Genomic DNA, 18122 nt, shown 5'->3' with positions numbered 1-18122 from the left:
CTTCCTGCAATCCGGTTACATCTACCACTACGCGTTCGCCATGATTATCGGCATGCTGGGGCTCCTTACCCTGTTTGTAACGCTCGGCGGCAAATAAGGCGGGGGACACTTAATGCACTCTTTTCCGATTCTTAGTACCGCAATCTGGCTGCCGATCGTCTTCGGCCTCGCCGTGCTCGCCGTCGGCTCCGACCGGAACCCCGCGCCCGCACGCTGGCTCGCGCTGATCGGCTCGATTCTCGGCTTCATCGCGACGTTGCCGCTCATCAGCGGCTTCGATCCTTCGACGGCCGACCTGCAGTTCGTCGAGCAGGCGAACTGGATCGAGCGGTTTCATATCACCTACCACCTGGGCGTCGACGGCATCTCGATGTGGTTCGTCGTGCTCACGGCGCTGATCACGGTCATCGTCGTGATCGCCGGCTGGGAGGTCATCACCGAGCACGTTTCGCAGTACATGGCCGCGTTCCTGATCTTGTCGGGCATCATGGTCGGTGTGTTCTCGGCGGCCGACGGTCTGCTGTTCTATGTTTTCTTCGAAGCGACGCTGATCCCGATGTATCTGATCATCGGCGTATGGGGCGGACCGAACCGGATTTACGCCGCGTTCAAGTTCTTCCTCTATACGCTCGCCGGGTCGCTTCTGATGCTGGTCGCGCTGATCTACCTCTATGTCGTGACGGGCACCTTCGATCTCGCGACATGGCAAAAGGCGCCGCTCGCGATGACCCCGCAGGTGTTGCTGTTCATCGCGTTCTTCCTCGCCTTCGCGGTGAAGGTGCCGATGTGGCCGGTTCATACCTGGCTGCCCGATGCGCACGTGGAAGCGCCGACAGGCGGCTCCGTCGTGCTGGCCGCGATCATGCTGAAGCTCGGCGCGTACGGTTTCCTGCGCTTTTCGTTGCCGATCACGCCCGATGCGAGCCATACGCTCGCACCCGTCATCATCGCGCTATCTCTGACAGCGGTGATCTATATCGGGCTGGTGGCGATGGTGCAGGCCGACATGAAGAAACTCGTGGCGTATTCGTCGATTGCGCACATGGGCTTCGTCACGCTCGGCTTTTTCATCTTCAACCAGCTCGGTGTGGAAGGCGCGATCGTGCAGATGATTTCGCACGGCTTCGTCTCGGGCGCCATGTTCCTGTGCATCGGCGTGCTCTATGACCGCATGCACTCGCGCCAGATCGCCGATTACGGCGGCGTGGTGAACGTGATGCCGAAGTTCGCCGCGCTCGTGATGCTGTTTTCGATGGCCAATTGCGGTCTGCCCGGTACTTCGGGTTTCGTCGGCGAGTTCATGGTCATCCTTGCATCGGTCCAGTACAACTTCTGGATCGCGTTCGGCGCCGCCTTCACGCTGATTCTCGGTGCGGCCTACACGCTCTGGATGTACAAGCGCGTCTACTTCGGTGCTGTCGCCAACGATCACGTCAAGTCGCTGACGGACATCAATCGCCGCGAGCTGCTGATTCTGGGCGTGCTTGCCGCGCTGACGCTTTTCATGGGTCTTTATCCGAAGCCCTTTACCGATGTGATGCACGTGTCCGTGGAGAACCTCCTCTCCCACGTCGCGCAGTCCAAGCTGCCGCTGTCTCAGTAAGACCGAGCGGAGGAACGAAACGATCATGCAAAACGCCTCTATGTCACTCCTTCTGCCCGACGCGCTGGTCATGGTGGCCGCCGTCGTTGCGTGGCTGAACGAAACGTTCGTCGGCGATCGCGGCCGCCGCGTCACCTATCTGATTGCGGTGCTCGGTTCCCTCGTCGCCGGTGTCTGGTTCACGACGCTCGTCTTCGATCCCAATGCGCAGTCGCAGTATTTCTTCTCGCATATGTACGTCGTCGATGGTTTTGCGAGCGCGATGAAAGCCGTCGTCTCGCTGGGCTATGCGGTGACGATGATCTACTCGCGCCAGTACCTCGAGGACCGCGACCTGTTCCGTGGCGACTACATACTGCTTGGCATGTTCGCGCTGCTGGGACAGCTCGTGATGATTTCGGGCAGCAACTTCCTCACGCTGTATCTGGGCCTGGAGTTGATGTCGCTCTCGCTGTACGCGGCTATCGCGCTGCGCCGCGACGCATCGCAGTCGAACGAAGCGGCCATGAAGTATTACGTTCTCGGCGCGCTGGCTTCCGGCTTCCTGCTGTATGGCATTTCGATGCTGTACGGCGCGACGGGTTCGCTCGATCTGGGCGAAGTGCTGAAGGCCGTGGCGTCGGGCCGGATCAACAACGCCGTGCTGCTTTTCGGCGTGATCTTCATCGTGGCCGGCATCGCGTTCAAGATGGGCGCCGTCCCGTTCCATATGTGGGTGCCCGACGTCTATCATGGCGCGCCTACCGCGATGACGCTGCTCGTCGGCGGTGGACCGAAGGTGGCGGCGTTCGCATGGGGCCTGCGCTTTCTCGTGATGGGGCTGCTGCCGCTCGCGGTCGACTGGCAGGAAATGCTCGTGATTCTCGCGGCGCTTTCGCTCATCGTCGGAAATATCACCGGTATCGCGCAGCGCAACGTCAAGCGCATGCTCGCGTACTCGGCTATCTCGAACATGGGCTTCGTGCTGCTCGGCCTGCTGGCCGGCGTCGTCGACGGCAAGGCGGAAGGCATGGCCAACGCCTATAGCTCGGCGATGTTCTACAGCATCATCTACTTCCTCACGACGCTCGGTTCGTTCGGTATCGTGATGTTGCTCGCCCGCCGCGACTTCGAGGCCGAAACGCTCGACGACTTCAAGGGCTTGAACAAGCGCAGCCCTGTGTTCGCGTTCGTGATGATGGCAATGATGTTCTCGCTCGCCGGCATCCCGCCGACGGTCGGCTTCTACGCGAAGCTCGCCGTGCTGGAGGCCGCGATGAACGCAGGCCTCACGTGGTTGACCGTGCTGGCGGTGATCACCTCGCTGTTCGGCGCGTTCTACTATCTGCGCATCGTCAAGCTCATGTACTTCGACGCGCCGCAAGACGCCAGCCCGATCGCGAGCCCGGCTGCCAACCGTTGGCTGCTCGCCGCCAACGGCGTTGCGGTGCTCGTGCTCGGCATCGTGCCGGGCCCGCTGATGCAGCTTTGCCTGAACGCAGTCGCACACTCGCTGCCCGCAATTTGATGAGGCGCTCGCTATCGTTCGCTGCCCAGGAAGGGGGCGTCAGCCTCCCTTGGGCCGGAACCGGCGACCGAAGGAAGTCCCTTTCGGGGACAGGAGGCTGAGATGTCCGCGGCGGGCTGGTTCATCGTGTTGTTGGCGGTCGTGGCCGCCAACTTGCCGTTCGTGAATCAACGGCTTTTTGCGCTCGCGCCGCTCGGCGCCGCAAAAAAAAGCGCCTGGATTCGAATTGGCGAATTGATGGTGCTGTATTTTGTCGTGGGCGCGCTTGGCTTTATGCTGGAAGCGCGTGCGGGCAATCGATTCGACCAGGGCTGGCAGTTCTATGCCATCACGTTCTGTCTGTTCGTGGTGTTCGCGTTTCCCGGGTTCACGTTCCAATATCTCGTCAAGCGCCGTTGACGGCCCGGTGCCGTCATACGGCTCGTTTACCGGAGAGCAGCAGATGGCTCAATTGCCCGATCACGATCACGACGCGTCGTTGACGGAAACGCGCATCGGTAGCGAGACGGTCCATGAGGGCTCGTTTCTTCACGTCAAACGCGATACCGTGCGCCTGCCCGACGGCAAGCTTGCCACGCGTGAGTACGTGCAGCATCCGGGCGCCGTCATGGTGATTCCGATGTTCGACGATGGGCGCGTGCTGCTCGAGCGCCAGTACCGGTATCCGATCGGGCGCGTGATGATCGAATACCCGGCGGGCAAGCTCGATGCGGATGAAGGCGCACTGGCTTGCGCCAAGCGCGAATTGCAGGAGGAAACGGGCTATACGGCGCGCGAATTCCTCTTTCTCACTCGCATCCATCCGATCATTTCCTATTCGACCGAGTTTATCGATCTCTTTCTGGCGCGCGGCCTGATCGAAGGCGAACCGGCGCTCGACGACGGCGAATTTCTCGATACATTCATCACGGATGTGCCGCAGATGCTCGAATGGATCCGCACCGGCGCAATCAGCGACGTGAAGACGATCATTGGCACGATGTGGCTCGAGAAGCTGCTGTCCGGCGCTTGGCGGCCGGCCGACGCGCAGCAATCGACGCCCGCCTCGGACGCTTGAAGCGCCGCGCACTCGCGCTCGTGCCCGGTTTTCGGCAAACCCGCTCGCCAAAAACGATTTCGCGCTACACTTGGCTGCACGTTTGCTCCCAATCCACCATGAAGGTCCTCGATTTACAGTGCTCGCAGGGTCATCGGTTCGAAGGCTGGTTCGCTTCCGGCGATGATTTCGAATCCCAGTTGTCGCGCAAATTGGTCGAATGCCCGATGTGCGCCGCGACTGAGGTGAGCCGTTTACCGTCGGCGCCGCGGCTGAATCTGTCCGGCGCGACGAATGCGCAGAACGATGCCGCCCGCCGTGCCGCAGGCTCGCGGGACGAGGAGCGCGGCGGTTCTGTGCCGGAGCGCATACGCGAGATCGAGGCGCAAGCGATGCGTGCATTGCGCGAAGTGCTCGGGAAAACCGAGAACGTCGGCGAGCGCTTCGCCGAGGAAGCGCGCCGTATCCATTACAACGAGGCGCCGGCCCGCAATATTCGCGGCGTCGCCACGCCCGAAGATGCGCGCTCGCTCGTGGAAGAGGGCATCGACGTCCTGCCTGTGCCCGGTGCCTGGGTGCCCAAGGAAACACTGCAATAGCTCGGTAAGACCGTTCGGCGTCTTGCGCAGTTCTCGAGCCGTCTCCATACTCTTCGTGTACCTTTTTGAAGACACCGCGGGTTTTTGCGATGCGGGTCGCATTCAACGGGAGACAGCGAGATGGGTGTGAGCTTTGAGGACCTCGAAGTCGGCGCGCGCAAGGAAATCGGCGCGCATACGTTCACGCGTGAAGAGATCGTCGAATTTGCCACCCGGTACGATCCGCAGCCCTTCCATGTCGATGAAATCGCGGCACATGCTTCACCCTATTGCGGGCTGATTGCAAGCGGCTGGCATACCTGCTCGGTGCTCATGAGCATTTTCGTGCACAAGATGCTCGAAGGCTCGACTTCGATGGGCTCGCCGGGTGTCGACGAGATCCGCTGGGTGAAGCCCGTGCGACCGGGCGACACGATCCATCTTTTCATCTCCGTACTCGATAAGCGTGTGCTTGCAAGCCGTCCCGACCGCGGCATTGCGTCGATGTTGTGGGAAGGCGTCAATCAGGCCGGTGAAATCGCTGTCAGCGTGCGATCGAAAGTGATCTTCGGGTTGCGCGGTGAGGAGCCCGGCGCCTCGGGAGCGCCCGCATGAGCACCGCCGCGCGAGTGGGCGGGGGCGAGAGCGAGGGCGACGGCGCCAACCGGCCGGTCCTGATTGCCAGCGCGGCCCAATTGCGCGCGCTGATCGGCGCCGAGCCGATCGCGAGCGCCGCGGTGACGATCGAGCAGGCACAGATCGACGCGTTCGCCGATGTGACAGGCGATCGCCAATGGATTCACGTCGACGCCGAGCGCGCCCGGCGCGAGTCGCCTTTCGGCGGCACGATTGCCCATGGCTTCTTGACCCTGTCGTTGATTCCGGCGTTGTTGATGCAAACGGTTCACATCGCGCATCGCATGGGCGTGAACTATGGGCTCAATCGCGTGCGGTTTCCGTCGGCGGTGCGTGTCGGTGCGCGGCTCAAAGCCCGTTTCGCCGTCGTCGATGCGAGCGATCTGCCCGACGGCGCGCTGCAAATCACCTGGGATGTCGCCGTCGAGGCGCTGGGCGAGCCGAAACCCGCGTGCGTCGCTCAACTCCTCACGCGGCATTACTTCTGATCGCGGTTTCGCTCGGGCTCCGGCTCCGGCTCAAGCGCGCCCGCCCTCGCGTCAGTGCTTGGCGTATTGCGTCGCGCCGAACAGGATGTCTCTCGCTTTGTCGTCGGTCAACGCTCGCCTTGCGGATGCCAGCACTTCCACCCCGCGTTGTACGGCCGGGCGCGCGGCGATCGCTTCGTGCCAGCGCTTGACGTTCGGGAACTCCGCCAGTTCGATGCCCTGGTTTTGCCATGAACGCGTCCATGGAAAGCTCGCGATATCGGCAATCGTGTACTCGTCGCTGGCCAAGTACTGCGTCTTGCCGAGTTGCTTATCCATGACGCAGTAGAGACGTTTCGCTTCGTTCGTATAGCGGTTGACCGCGTATTCGATCTTCTCGGGCGCGTAGATGCGGAAGTGGTGGGCCTGCCCCAGCATCGGACCGAGGCCGCCCATCTGGAACATCAGCCACTGAAGCGTCGCATAGCGTGCGGCCGGCGCCTGCGGCAGGAATCGACCCGTTTTCTCAGCCAGATACATGAGGATGGCCCCGGACTCGAACACCGATAGCGGCTTGCCTTCGGGGCCGTCCGAATCGACGATGGCGGGAATCTTGTTGTTCGGACTGATGGCAAGAAACTCGGGCTTGAATTGGTCGCCGGCGCCGATATCGACGGGATGTACGCGATATTCGAGGCCCGTCTCCTCGAGCATGATATGAACTTTGTGGCCGTTCGGCGTTGCCCAGCTGTAAGCGTCGATCATGGCAGCTCCTCGGAAGGCCGGTGCCGGAACGTTGGGCACCGATCGAGTCGCAAATTAGCATAGAAGCTTCGTGCTCGCAGAGGGCCGCGCAAAGGCCATGACGACGATACGGACACCATCGTTCAAGCCGGCCCGGTCGTGTCCGATAGCGGCGCATGGCGCGCAAGCTCGAGCTTGGCGATCGCATTGCGATGCACTTCGTCCGGTCCGTCGGCGAAGCGCAACATGCGCGCACACGCGTACGCGTAAGCGAGCGGAAAATCGTCGCTGACGCCTGCGCCACCATGCGCTTGTATCGCCCAATCGATGACTTGGCATGCCATGTTCGGTGCGACCACCTTGATCATCGCAATTTCGGCGCGCGCGCCCTTATTACCGGCGGTATCCATCATGTAAGCCGCCTTCAGCGTGAGCAAGCGCGCCTGCTCGATGGCGCAGCGCGCCTCGGCGATGCGTTCCTGCGTGACGGTTTGCGCGGCGATGGGCTTGCCGAACGCGACACGCTCGGACGCACGCTTGCACATCAGCTCGAGCGCCCGCTCGGCCAGTCCAACGAGCCGCATGCAGTGATGGATGCGGCCCGGGCCGAGCCTGCCCTGTGCGATCTCGAAACCGCGGCCTTCGCCCAGCAACAGGTTGGCCGCGGGGACGCGCACGTTCTCTAGCGTGATCTCCATATGGCCGTGCGGCGCATCGTCGTAGCCGAACACATTGAGCGGACGATGAACGGTGACGCCTGGCGTCTCGGCCGGCACGAGGATCATCGATTGCTGGGCGTGCTTCGGAGCGTCGGGATTCGTCTTGCCCATGACGATGTAGAGCTTGCAGCGCGGATCGCCCGCACCGGAGGACCACCATTTACGTCCGTTGACGATATAGTCGTCCCCGTCACGTTCGATCCGCGTGCGGATATTGGTCGCATCCGACGATGCCACTTCGGGCTCGGTCATGAGGAACGCCGAGCGGATCTCGCCAGCCAGCAACGGCTCGAGCCACGCTCGCTTGTGAGCGTCGCTGCCGTACCGTTCCAGCGTTTCCATGTTGCCCGTATCGGGCGCATTGCAATTGAATACTTCGGGGGCCCACGGCACCCGTCCCATGATCTCGGCAAGCGGCGCGTATTCAAGATTCGTCAGCCCCGCGCCCCGCGTTGAATCGGGCAGGAAGAGATTCCACAGGCCTTCGTCGCGCGCTTGCGCTTTCAGTGTTTCCACGAGCGTCGTCGGCACCCATGGATTACCGTCGCGGCGATTTCGGGCCACTTCCTCGGCAAATGCACGCTCGTTGGGATAGATGTATTGATCGAAGAACGCGAGAAGCCGCGCGCGCAGCGCTTGAACGTTCGGAGCGTAGTCGAAATTCATGTGAACCTCGCGGGAAGGAGTTATCGGACCTTCTGTGCATACGACCAGGCGAGCTCCGCCATCGGTCGCGCACACCGACCGGCGTCGACGGCCTGTGCGCTCGCTGCCGTACCCACCGTGACGCGCTTCATGATGCCTTGGAGGATGGCGGCAATGCGGAACATGTTGAACGCGAGGTAGAAGTTCCAATCGCCGCCGATTGTGTATCCCGTGCGTTCGCAATACCGTTCGATGTAGCTTCGCTCGCTTGGAATACCGAGCGCCGCGAGATCGAGGCCCGCTATGCCGCGAAACGCTCGGGGTTCGACGTGCCACGCCATGACGTGATATGCGAAATCGACGATAGGGTCGCCGAGCGTGGACAGCTCCCAGTCGAGCACGGCCAATACGCGTGGCTCGCTCGGATGGAAAATGAGGTTGTCGAGCCGATAGTCGCCATGGACGACAGCCACCCGTTGCTCCGTTTCGGCACTTGCCGGCAGGTGTGCCGGCAGCCATTCGATGAGCCGATGCATGGCGTCGATCGGTTCAGTCTCCGATGCTTCGTACTGCCTGCTCCACCGCGCGATCTGGCGCGCGAGGTAATGGCCCGGTTTGCCGAAGTCCGCGAGACCGATCGTGCCGACGTCGATTCGGTGCAGGGCCGCGATGACGCGGTTCATCTCGTCGTAGACCGATGCCCGTTGTGCCGGTGTCATGTCCGGCAACGAAGGATCCCAAAGGACACGTCCCTCGACATGCTCCATCACATAGAAGGCGCGGCCGATCACTGTCTCGTCTTCGCACAGCGCCAGCATGCGCGCAACGGGGACAGCGCTCGCCGCGAGCGCATCCATGACGCGATATTCGCGCTCGATGGCATGCGCGGAGGGCAGCAGCTCGGCCTTCGGGCCGGGCTTCGCGCGCATGACATAGCAGCGTCGCGGTGTAACGAGCTTGAACGTAGGGTTCGACTGGCCGCCGGCGAACTGTTCGACGGTAAGCGGGCCGGCAAATCCGTCGATGTGTTCGCGCAGCCAGACCGACAGCGCGTCCGTGTCGAAGCGTTGACGCTCCGATACAGCGCGCGTTCCGATGAACGTCGAATAGTCCTGGTGCGAGTGGGGGCCGTGCGCTGCGCGCTGCGTCATCTCTTCGCTCCAATCGAGCCGGCGGCGCGGCGGCGTCCCGGACTCGTCTATCGATAGTGGGGGCTGCGCTTGTCCAGAAAGGCGGTGATGCCTTCGAGCGCATCCCGATGATGCAACGATGCCACGAAGTGCTCGCGCTCCGTGCTCAGGTGATCCGCGAGCGGCGCCTCGCGCGCCGTCGCGACGAGCGTCTTGATCCGCGCGAATGCGTTCGGCGAGCCGCGGCCCAACTCATCGGCCCAGCCGATGGCGGCCTCGCGTGCCTGCCCTGGCTTGACCAACCGATTGACGACACCGAGCTGATGCAGCCGCTCGGCCGTAATGGGCTTCGCATCGAGCAGCAACTCGGTTGCGAGCTGCCGCGGCAATGCCTGACTGAGGAACCAGGAGCCGCCGCCGTCCGGGGTCAGCCCGACACGGGCGTACGACATGACGAACTTCGCGTCTTGCGCCGCGACGATCATGTCGCAGGCGAGCGCAAGCGAAAATCCGGCCCCCGCCGCCGCGCCCTCGACGGCAGCGATGACGGGCTTGGTCGAGGTACGCAGCGCCAGAATCCATTGCGCGAGCAAATCGATGCTTTGCGCCTGCACCGAAGCGTCCTTTGCGCGATTTTCGAGCAACCGGTTGAGGTTGCCGCCCGCGCAGAAAAAGTCGTCGGCGCCTGTCAATACGACTGCCCGAATGGACGGATCGCGCTCGGCGGTCTCGAGCGCCACGATCGCGGCGGCATACATGTCGGGGTGCAGCGCATTGCGAGCGCCGGGGTTCGACAGCGTGAGAACCAGTGTCGAGTCGCTATCGGGCGGACGTGCCGCCAGCAGTTCTGCGCTCATGGAGTCTCCAGGTTCATTGTCTCGGTATCAGAGGCGCGCGAGCCGTTCGAGCGCCGTCGCGAGCGTCTCCTCGCGCTTGGCGAAGCAAAAGCGCACGATGCCCGACTCGTGCGGTTCATGGTAGAACGCCGATACCGGAATGGCCGCAACGCCGATCTCGCGCGTCAGCCACGTCGAAAATTCGGCCTCGGGCAGGTCGCTGATCGCTGAGTAATCGACACATTGAAAGTAGGTGCCTTCGCACGGCAACAGCTTGAAACGGGAGCTTTGCAGACCGTCGCGGAAAAAATCGCGCTTGCGCTGATAGAAGGCCGGCAAGTCGAGATACGGCGCGGGGTCTTTCAGATAGTCGGCCAGTCCGACCTGCATCGGTGTGTTGACCGTGAACACGTTGAACTGATGCACCTTCCGGAATTCGGCGGTGAGCGCGGCCGGCGCCGCGACGTAACCGACCTTCCAGCCCGTCACATGAAACGTTTTGCCGAAGCTCGAGACGACGAAGCTGCGCTCGGCAAGCCCCGGATAGCGGGCCACGCTCTCGTGCGGCGCGCCGTCGTAGACCATGTGTTCGTAGACTTCGTCCGACACGATCAACGCGTTCGTGTCGCGCACGATGGCCTCCAGTTTGCGCATATCGTCGGCATGCCAGACTGTGCCTGTCGGATTGTGCGGCGTATTGACGACGATGAGCCGCGTGCGCGGCGTGATGGCCGCCGCGAGCCGGTCGAACGGAATCGCGTACTCGGGTGCCTCGAGCGTCACGAAGACGGGCTTGCCGCCCGCGAGTTCGATCGAGGGGAGATAGCTGTCGTAAGTCGGTTCGAGCACCACCACTTCATCGCCGGGATGCACCGTCGCAAGGATGGCGGTGAGCAGCGCCTGCGTGGCGCCGGCCGTCACCGTGATCTCCGTGTCCGGATCGTAGCGGTGCTCGTGCATGCGCGCGATCTTGCCCGCGATCGCCTCGCGCAACGCGGGCACGCCGGCCATCGGCGGATATTGGTTGTGCCCGGCGCGCATGGCATGCGCGACGGCGTCGATCACGCGCGGATCGCAATCGAAATCGGGAAACCCCTGGCCGAGATTGACGGCGCCATGTTGAGCGGCGAGCGCGCTCATGACGGTGAAGATCGTCGTGCCGACATCGGGCAGACGCGAGACGAGTGCAAAAGGCGCGGAATTCGTCAGGTCGGGCGTGGCATTCATGGCGCGGTGCGTCTTGGCGATAAGGGTTGCGTGGGAGTTCCGTTTCCGTTGAGCATGGTGCTTGTGCGACGGCGAATCGCGGAGCCCCTGCTATGCGGGCGCGGGCGCCGCCAAACCGCAGGCGGCCGCGAACGGCGCCGGCTGGGCGATCCGGAAGCCGAAATCGCGGGACGTGCGCTTGTCGAGCTTGAGCAGGGCGCGATCCTTCGACACCAGCCAGTCGGCTCGGGCGGCGTGCGCCAACTCGAGGAATTTCTGATCGTCGCGATCCTTGCACTTGGGCAGCGGCGGCGCATTCGGCGCCTCGCCAACGCCGTCGTTCATGACGGTGAGCCGCGCCACTGCGGCGAGTGCCGCGGCCTTGTCGAACGCGCGGCGCGCGAGATGCGGGTAATCGAGCACGTGCGCGAGCTCGGCCAGGCATCGGGCATCGATTACGGCATTGAGCGCGCCGTTCGCGAGCGCGGCGTGGATGGGGCGCGTTGCGACATCGTCGAATACGAGGATATCGATCCAGACGTTCGAATCGAGAACCACGCGCGGCGTGCCGGACACGGCATCTGAATCGGTAGGAGCAGGCATTCGCTACAATCGGGCTTTTCGCATTCACGGCTCGGCACGGCGTGCCGGCAAGGCTCCATGATAATTGTTTTGTCTCCGGCGAAGTCGCTCGACTACGAGACGCCGCCTCACGTTGCACGTCATACGATTCCCGAGTTTGCCGCCGATGCGGCACTGCTCGTCGACGACCTGCGCCGCTTGTCCGCTCAGCAGCTCGCCTCGCTGATGAGCATTTCCGATGCGCTCGCGACGCTGAACTTCCAGCGTTATGCGGACTGGTCGCCGCGTTTTTCGAAACGCAACGCGAAGCAGGCGGTTCTCGCCTTCAATGGCGACGTTTATGAAGGATTCGACGCGCGATCGCTCTCGGCCGCCGATCTGGACTACGCGCAGCAGCATGTGCGCGTGCTTTCGGGACTTTACGGCCTGCTGCGGCCGCTCGATTTATTGCAGCCGTACCGGCTCGAGATGGGCACGCGTTTGCCCAACGCACGCGGCAAGGATCTATACGCCTTCTGGGGCGAACGCATCACCGAGGCGCTCAACGTCCAGCTTCGCAAAAAGCCGCATGGCGCGCGCGTACTCGTGAATTGCGCGTCGGAGGAGTACTTCAAGTCGGTGAAAGCGAAGCGGCTCGATGCGCCGGTGATCACGCCCGTCTTCGAAGACTGGAAAGGCGGACGCTACAAGGTGATCAGCTTCCACGCGAAACGGGCGCGCGGCATGATGGCCCGCTTCGTGGTCGAAAGCCGCCTCGAAGCGCCCGAGGCGCTCAAGGCGTTCTCGGCCGAAGGCTATCGCTTCGACGCGGGTGCTTCGAACGACAACACGTACGTTTTCCGCCGTCGCGCCGGCGACTGAAGCGCGGCGCGCTCACGCGGCCGCATGCGACGGCACTTTCATTCGCTCTTATGGCTTGGGCCAGGGAACATCATGACGCTTTCGATTACGAGCAATTTTGACGGTGGTGCGATCGAGGTCCTGGCCTGTCGCGATGCCGCGGACATCCGCTTGCGTGTGAGGCCCGACAATCGTGCCGACTTCGCGCAATGGTTTTATTTCCGGTTGAGCGGCGCACGCGGCGAACGCTGCGTGATGACGTTCGAAAATGCGGCGCAATGCGCGTTCCCCCACGGGTGGCCCGGCTATCGCGCCGTGGCGAGCTACGATCGCGTCCATTGGTTTCGCGTACCCACCTCGTACGACGGCCGCGTGCTGACGATCGATCACACCCCCGAATTCGACTCGATCTACTACGCGTACTTCGAGCCATACACGCAAGAGCGGCACGCGGAATTGCTCGGTACGATCCAGCAGATGCCGCATGCGACGTTGGCCGAGCTCGGCAGGACGGTCGAGGGACGGCCGATGTCGCTTTTGGTATTGGGCACGCCCGAGCAAGAGAGCGGAGCGCCGCCCAAGAAGCGTGTCTGGATCATCGCGCGTCAGCATCCCGGCGAAACGATGGCGGAGTGGTTCGTCGAGGGACTCGTCAAGCGGCTCGCGGGATGGGGCGATTGGGCCGGCGACCCGGTTGCGCGCAAGCTTTACGAACATGCCGTGTTCTATATCGTGCCGAACATGAATCCCGACGGCAGCGTGCACGGTAATTTGCGGACCAACGCCGCAGGTGCGAACCTGAACCGCGAATGGATGGAGCCGGATCCCGAGCGCAGCCCCGAAGTGTTCGCCGTGCGCGATGCGCTGCATGCCATCGGGTGCGACATGTTTTTCGATATCCATGGCGATGAGGCGTTGCCTTACGTCTTCGTCGCGGGTTGCGAAATGCTGCCTGGCTTCACGGCCAGTCAAGCGACCGAGCAGGCGGCATTCATCGAAGCGTTCAAGCTGGCGAGCCCCGATTTCCAGGACCAGCACGGTTACGAGGCCGGGAAGTATCAGGAGGATGCGCTCAAGCTTGCGTCGAAGTACGTCGGCAATGCGTTCGGCTGCCTTTCTCTGACGCTCGAGATGCCCTTCAAGGACAACGCGAACTTACCGGACGAGCGCGTGGGCTGGAACGGCGAGCGCAGCGCTGCATTGGGTGCGGCGATGCTCGGCGCTGTGCTGCATCACATCGAGGCGTTCCGGTAGCGTTCCGGTAACGAGCCGGCCGCCCGCATCGCTTCCCGGCCAGATGCCGGGCGCCGCGCCATGCGGGCGCCGGACGATTCCACATCGCACGGCTTACTGCGCGGCGGATTTCCTCGTCGATTTCTTCGCACCGTGCTTGGACTTGCCTTTTCTCGTCGAATGTTCGGACCGCGGCTTGGCGGCCGGCACGGGATCGTTCCAACTGAAGGCCAGCATCTGCGGGCCGACATAGCCGCACCGGAACGACAACGCGTACGGCGCGTGATCCTTGTCCTTGGCGATGCCTTGTCCCGTCACCGTCACGATATTGTCCACCTTCACCCGCTGCTTGCCTTCGTCGAACGAATCGTTCCACGGTTTGATCGACGCATGGCTGTTGTCGAAAGACTCGGGCGGGAAGACGACACGATCGATGACGTTCGAGGTGCTGGCGACGAATGCGCCATGCGCCGCGCAATCTGCGACGAGCGGGTCCGCATGCATGTCGTTGATGAACTTGGCGACCATCTCGTTGCGCTCGTCGATGAGATCGGCGCGCGCGGGCATTGCAGTGACGACGGTGACGCTGGCGGCCGCTGCCGTCAGCCAACGAATGAGCTGGCGCAGGCGGCGCGAGGTGAGGGAGCTATCCATCCAATCGATCGAATTGAGACATCAGGCACGTAAGATGCCGTACTCGCTGACGGAGTTCAATCGGCGAGCGAATATTTCGGCCGATGATCGATCGTGAAATGCTCACACAGGCAGGACGCGTCGCATATCCGCTCGGCAAGTTGCGCGACGGTCCACCGCAACGAGCCGCGATGTGGCTCACGTGCGCGGTCCGCCGAGGCGGTAGCGTCTGACATCGTTGGTCGTGACCCATGCGGGGCGGTAGACGGCGATGAGTGCCGTCGCCATCCCCGTGAACCACGCTTCGCCGAGCGCGAGCAGCAGCACGCCGAACGCGTATCCGGCCGGCACCACCAGGAGCGAGCCACCGGCAAGCGCGACCTGCACGCCCACGGCCGCGCCCGCGGCGAGGGCAACGGCGACGGCCGGCGAGATGAAGCCCTGTACGCCGATGAAGACGAAAAGGTTGCGCGGCAGCCAGGCCGTGGTTGCGCGCTGCATGAGCGCCGAGATGCCTACGGGTACGGCGCCATAGACGAGAAAGGTCAGGGCGACGCCTTGCCAGTTCGCGTCGAAGACAACGGCGGCGATTCCCGAGACCGCTGCCATGGCCACGAGCGCCAGCGCCCAGTCGAAGAGGGTGACGAAAAGGGTCGCCCCGAGCAGATGCATGACCGTACCGTCGTCCAGCCATGCGTTCGTCGCCCATAGCACCGAGATCGCCACGACGACAGCGAGCCACACGTGCTGCAGCGTCGCATCCTGCAGGCGCTTGAACGGCTTGCATGCCAGGGCGAGCGCGACGAGCGCCACCGCGGCGACCCACGCACCGATGACGACCCACGGCTGAAGCGGCGTATAAAGGAAACCCATATCGTCCATATTACTCGTTGGAATGCCGATCGTGCGAGCGCCGCGCGCGGGCGTAGGGCTTTGCCGTCAGCCGGTACGCGATATCGTCTTGCGAAACGGCACTTCGGGCTCAGCCGCCATCGGCAGTCCGTGCGGGTCCTCGTTGGCGAGCAGAGGATATTTGTATCCTCCGCCCGCACGCAGCGGAATCGGCCCGGCTTGTCCCAGCGTGGGTTTGCGCGCGCCCTCGCATTCCGGCCGCAACACTTGCAACTGCGGCGTGAGCCAGCCGTTGTAGATCGCGACGGCCGCGGCGCGGTTAGGCGCCCCCAGTTGCTGGAAAATGCTGGCCAGATGGATCTTGACGGTGCCTTCGCTGATGCCGAGCGTGCGCGCAATCATTTTGTTCGTGCTGCCCATATGAACGCACCGCATGATTTGCTCCTGACGCGGTGAAAGCATGGGCGTGAATCGGGTGCGGCGCGCCGGCGCGGCGAGTTCGCGCATGCGCGCCATCGGAACAGGGAGGTCGGCGGGCGTCTTGTTGTCGGGCAGAAACGCGGAATGAGGTGCGTAATGTCCGCCGGCCAGTACGAGTTCCAGCAGCCGCACGATCAGCTTCGGGTTCGTCGTGCGCGGGACGACACCGTGCACGCCGCCTTCGTCCATCAAAGGACGTACACGCGCGGCCGAGGCATCGTCGATGAGTACCGCGACGCGCAGGCCTGGATGCTCGGCAAGCGCGGCGCGCACTTCGAACGCGCGCATGGCATCGTGCCAGTCGACGACGAGCAGCTCCACGGGGGCGCGCCTCAGCGCCCGATAGATTTGCGTCCAATCCCTGGCCTCGCAAAAGCGGGCCTGCCGGTTGATTTGCCGCAACAGCGCCTTCAGACCGTCGCGTCGTTCTGCTTCTGTACTGAGAACTGCGAACCGCATACTTGCCTCCTGGGTAGTCCAATCAGGCGGTGCGGGTCGGAACGAGCCGGGAGCGGGCCGGCCGGGCTTCATGCACCGCCGACGCAATAATGACAAATTCCTTACAGCGAGGCGGCTAGCCGGACGGCATAGGACGGGTACGGACGATGGCGGGACGATGGCCCCCCGGCCACCGTCCCGCGTGCGGATCAGTGAAAGTGCGGTTGAGCGGGCTCGGCGTCCTCGGGCATTTCGGCGTGAACGATTTCACCGAGCGGGTCCGCGTAAAGCGGCACGCCGCAATCGTCGCAGTATTCGGGTTCGAAGCGTCCGGCGTGCCGACGGATGTCGCTGACGCCGGCTTCCTTGAGCAGCGCGATGATTTCCTCGAGCGGGCCGTCCGTATCCTCGGCTTCCTCGTCGCCGGAAAGCTCGCCGTTTTCGCGCCCGTAGAGCGGCCAGACGACGCCGTAGACGACGTCGTTGCTGCCACGCCGCGTGAAGCCGATGCGGTATTCATCGATACGTCTTTCGCCGAAGCCGGCCACGACGGCGCGCAACTCCTGCGGTGCCGCGCCCGTGGTGTCGAACAGATAGCGGATTGCGGTGCGCACCGTGTGCGGACGTACGCGCTCGTCGGCATCGCGGCAGGCCGAGTAGTAGGCGTCGGGCAACAGGCACTCGAATTCGCAGCCGGGCAGCACGAGGGCGAGATTGGCGCCGCCCTGGGTGGCCCACTGTTCCAGACACTGACCGCGCTCGATGCGCACGCCGTTCTCCTCTTCCTGCCAGCGAAAGAGCGGCGCGCCGACCGGGGCCGCGACCACCGCCAGCAAGAAGCGGGGATCGGCGAGGATGGGCGAGGTTTCGGGCAGATCGCCTGAATTGATCTTTGCCGGCGTGCTGTTCAATGCGGCCTGGATGAGTTGCTGGGCGACGCGATAGGTCTCCACATGGTGCCTCGGCAACTGATCGATGCTGTAAAGAAACGGCGCGAGAGCGACGCGTGTCTCGCCGGCAAGGACGTGTGCCTGGAGGTGCGCGCGCAACGCCTCGACCGAATCGGCCTTGAGCGGGCCCGACGGGATGACGTAGCGCGTCCAGGCGAGCACAGGGGCCGCAACGAGCAGCGCTTCGTATGCGACGCCTTCGTGTTCGACGACGAACGATTCGCTGTGCGTTTCGGCCATGTCGGCGAGCGCCCCATAGGCGTCGGGGTGGTTTTGCTGAAGGTGATCGAGCGCCGCGTCGAGCGTCGTCTGATTGCCGTTGCGGACGATCTTCGCGAGCAAGGCATCGAGCTTGGCCTCCCAGAAGCGATCTTCGACACGGCTACCCGACGCAAAGAGTGCCAGAGACAAGCCGACGAGCTTATCGGCATCGGGAGGGAGGCGTTTGGCGATTCGCGAGCGCATAGGAGAGAGTGAGGTTGGATTCGATGAACCCTCCATTCTAGTCGAGTCCCTTGCGCGCGGCTTTTAATCATGCCTGCGCGTAGTGCTTGCAAGGTGCGCGGAAGGGGCCTAGAATTGCGCCCTTTCGCGCATTCGGCAACGAGGCGCGAAGCTTGGGAAGTCGATGTGCAGCGCGGGTTTGGCCGGTTTTGGGATAGCAGCAAGGTGGCGCCAAAAACCAGTTGACGATGTACGAGAAGGGCTGCATAATCTCGCTTCTCTGCTGCTTAAGCAGCAACGCAAGACGGTGAGCCGGGTGGTGATGGCGGCAAGCGGTTGAGCGACGCGATCTTTAACAATTCACAGTCGATAAGTGTGGGCACTTGATGCGGCGAGCGGCGCGTGACTCTTCGGAGTGACGTGCATAAGCGAAAGTATCAAGTCTCACACAGTATTGAGGAAGGTTTCGAGCTATCCAGCAATGGATGGAATCGAAAACACGTCAGTACGTTGAGTGAGCGACCGACTCGTAAGAGTCGAAAACAGTAACAGGTATTGAACTG

19 protein-coding genes are annotated in these 18122 nt (G+C 63.1%); 9 read left to right on the top strand and 10 right to left on the bottom strand.

Annotated elements, in window-relative coordinates:
- The first annotated feature begins 112 nt into the window (after window positions 1-112).
- The 7 genes from ACO1XS_RS07255 to ACO1XS_RS07225 all read left to right on the top strand — a co-directional run bounded on the left by ACO1XS_RS07255 (window position 113) and on the right by ACO1XS_RS07225 (window position 5848).
- Window positions 113-1603 (top strand): NADH-quinone oxidoreductase subunit M, encoded by a 1491-nt coding sequence (locus ACO1XS_RS07255; protein WP_331568912.1) that lies wholly within the window; start codon window positions 113-115, stop codon window positions 1601-1603.
- A gap of 25 nt (window positions 1604-1628) precedes the next feature.
- Entirely contained in the window at window positions 1629-3110 is a 1482-nt protein-coding gene (nuoN, locus tag ACO1XS_RS07250; RefSeq protein WP_331568911.1) for an NADH-quinone oxidoreductase subunit NuoN, read from the top strand.
- A 102-nt stretch (window positions 3111-3212) separates the two neighbouring features.
- Window positions 3213-3509, top strand: a complete 297-nt coding sequence (locus tag ACO1XS_RS07245) for a DUF2818 family protein (RefSeq protein ID WP_486390326.1) — start codon at window positions 3213-3215, stop codon at window positions 3507-3509.
- A 43-nt stretch (window positions 3510-3552) separates the two neighbouring features.
- Complete coding sequence (locus ACO1XS_RS07240; RefSeq protein ID WP_331568907.1) at window positions 3553-4167, top strand: NUDIX hydrolase; 615 nt, start codon at window positions 3553-3555, stop codon at window positions 4165-4167.
- 98 nt (window positions 4168-4265) lie between these two features.
- The gene (locus ACO1XS_RS07235; protein ID WP_440560042.1) at window positions 4266-4745 is read left to right on the top strand and encodes a DUF1178 family protein; all 480 of its coding nucleotides are present in this window, start codon (window positions 4266-4268) and stop codon (window positions 4743-4745) included.
- Between the two features lie 120 nt (window positions 4746-4865).
- Window positions 4866-5339 (top strand): MaoC family dehydratase, encoded by a 474-nt coding sequence (locus ACO1XS_RS07230; RefSeq protein ID WP_331568903.1) that lies wholly within the window; start codon window positions 4866-4868, stop codon window positions 5337-5339.
- Window positions 5336-5848 carry a MaoC family dehydratase gene (locus ACO1XS_RS07225; RefSeq protein ID WP_331568901.1) on the top strand — a complete coding sequence of 171 codons (513 nt, stop codon included), beginning with the start codon at window positions 5336-5338 and terminating at the stop codon, window positions 5846-5848. Before ACO1XS_RS07230 ends, ACO1XS_RS07225 begins: the two co-directional genes overlap by 4 nt.
- A 51-nt stretch (window positions 5849-5899) precedes the next feature.
- On the opposite strand, the gene ACO1XS_RS07220 is transcribed toward ACO1XS_RS07225, so the two are convergent.
- The 6 genes from ACO1XS_RS07220 to ACO1XS_RS07195 form a co-directional block, all read right to left on the bottom strand.
- Window positions 5900-6592 (bottom strand): glutathione binding-like protein, encoded by a 693-nt coding sequence (locus ACO1XS_RS07220; RefSeq protein WP_331568899.1) that lies wholly within the window; start codon window positions 6590-6592, stop codon window positions 5900-5902.
- A 122-nt stretch (window positions 6593-6714) separates the two neighbouring features.
- Entirely contained in the window at window positions 6715-7956 is a 1242-nt protein-coding gene (locus ACO1XS_RS07215) for an acyl-CoA dehydrogenase family protein (RefSeq protein ID WP_486390325.1), read from the bottom strand.
- 20 nt (window positions 7957-7976) lie between these two features.
- The gene (locus tag ACO1XS_RS07210) at window positions 7977-9086 is read right to left on the bottom strand and encodes a phosphotransferase (RefSeq protein ID WP_486390324.1); all 1110 of its coding nucleotides are present in this window, start codon (window positions 9084-9086) and stop codon (window positions 7977-7979) included.
- A 47-nt stretch (window positions 9087-9133) separates the two neighbouring features.
- The gene (locus tag ACO1XS_RS07205; RefSeq protein ID WP_331568893.1) at window positions 9134-9922 is read right to left on the bottom strand and encodes an oxepin-CoA hydrolase, alternative type; all 789 of its coding nucleotides are present in this window, start codon (window positions 9920-9922) and stop codon (window positions 9134-9136) included.
- A 27-nt stretch (window positions 9923-9949) separates the two neighbouring features.
- Window positions 9950-11128, bottom strand: coding sequence for a pyridoxal phosphate-dependent aminotransferase (locus ACO1XS_RS07200; RefSeq protein ID WP_331568891.1), 1179 nt, complete (start codon window positions 11126-11128; stop codon window positions 9950-9952).
- 90 nt (window positions 11129-11218) lie between these two features.
- A complete protein-coding gene (locus tag ACO1XS_RS07195; RefSeq protein WP_331568889.1) occupies window positions 11219-11710 on the bottom strand; it encodes a putative toxin-antitoxin system toxin component, PIN family in 492 nt (163 codons plus the stop codon).
- Between the two features lie 57 nt (window positions 11711-11767).
- Here ACO1XS_RS07195 and yaaA point away from each other — a divergent pair, with 57 nt between their 5' ends.
- Window positions 11768-12550, top strand: a complete 783-nt coding sequence (gene yaaA, locus ACO1XS_RS07190; RefSeq protein ID WP_331568887.1) for a peroxide stress protein YaaA — start codon at window positions 11768-11770, stop codon at window positions 12548-12550.
- Between the two features lie 72 nt (window positions 12551-12622).
- Window positions 12623-13783, top strand: coding sequence for a M14 family metallopeptidase (locus ACO1XS_RS07185; protein ID WP_331568885.1), 1161 nt, complete (start codon window positions 12623-12625; stop codon window positions 13781-13783).
- Between the two features lie 93 nt (window positions 13784-13876).
- Here the strand turns inward: ACO1XS_RS07185 and ACO1XS_RS07180 are convergent, their stop codons facing one another.
- The 4 genes from ACO1XS_RS07180 to ACO1XS_RS07165 form a co-directional block, all read right to left on the bottom strand.
- Complete coding sequence (locus ACO1XS_RS07180; RefSeq protein ID WP_331568883.1) at window positions 13877-14416, bottom strand: BspC domain-containing protein; 540 nt, start codon at window positions 14414-14416, stop codon at window positions 13877-13879.
- Window positions 14417-14593: 177 nt separating this feature from the next.
- Window positions 14594-15268: an energy-coupling factor ABC transporter permease gene (locus tag ACO1XS_RS07175; RefSeq protein ID WP_486390327.1), complete on the bottom strand. Its 675-nt coding sequence runs from the start codon at window positions 15266-15268 to the stop codon at window positions 14594-14596.
- Window positions 15269-15334: 66 nt separating this feature from the next.
- A complete protein-coding gene (locus ACO1XS_RS07170) occupies window positions 15335-16186 on the bottom strand; it encodes a helix-turn-helix transcriptional regulator (protein ID WP_440560033.1) in 852 nt (283 codons plus the stop codon).
- A 188-nt stretch (window positions 16187-16374) separates the two neighbouring features.
- Window positions 16375-17580 (bottom strand): DUF2863 family protein, encoded by a 1206-nt coding sequence (locus ACO1XS_RS07165; RefSeq protein ID WP_173256606.1) that lies wholly within the window; start codon window positions 17578-17580, stop codon window positions 16375-16377.
- Window positions 17581-18122 lie beyond the last annotated feature (542 nt).

This window comes from Trinickia sp. (assembly GCF_057351765.1).
This window is presented reverse-complemented; position numbering and strand designations above follow the sequence as displayed.